The sequence below is a fragment of the Nitratireductor lacus genome (genome assembly GCF_056431025.1).
Window position 1 is genome coordinate 1 of the sequence record NZ_JBWKMB010000081.1, and the last position, 513, is coordinate 513.

Genomic DNA, 513 nt, shown 5'->3' on the forward strand with positions numbered 1-513 from the left:
CGTTGTCTTACCAAACGGAAACCGCTTTTGTCGCTTAATTAAGCCTTTTGATGATTGGAAACACTGGGATACCGCTGCTGAGCAAATTCATGGTATATCCAGAGAGCTTATTGAATTACGTGGCGAAAACCCAATGGATGTTTGTCGTGATTTAAATGCGTTTGCCAATGGGCAGACTTTGTACTCAGATGCCTGGGTAGTCGATAACCCTTGGGTACTCAAACTTTTTGGTAAAGCAAGAATAGAGATGAAGTTCAGGATGAGCAGTTTAGAGCTGATCATGCGTGAAGATCAATTTGAAACATGGGATAAAGACAAGGCTTTCATTTGTCGAAGAAGTGGTTTAAAAAGACATCGCGCCAGCACTGATGCATGTATCGTGCAACTGACTTACGAACGTTCTTTAAAACGTTTATACCAACAGCCTCTAGGCTAACATCAGTTATATTTGTATAATCTAGGACTGTCTTACATATTCAAATGCATACGTAACAGCCAAGCTATGTGCATTTT

1 pseudogene is annotated in these 513 nt (G+C 40.4%); it reads left to right on the forward strand.

Features of this window, described 5'->3' with window-relative positions:
• A pseudogene (locus AC07E3_RS21505) lies at positions 1-436 on the forward strand (hypothetical protein); the annotation flags it as partial.
• Positions 437-513: the final 77 nt, after the last annotated feature.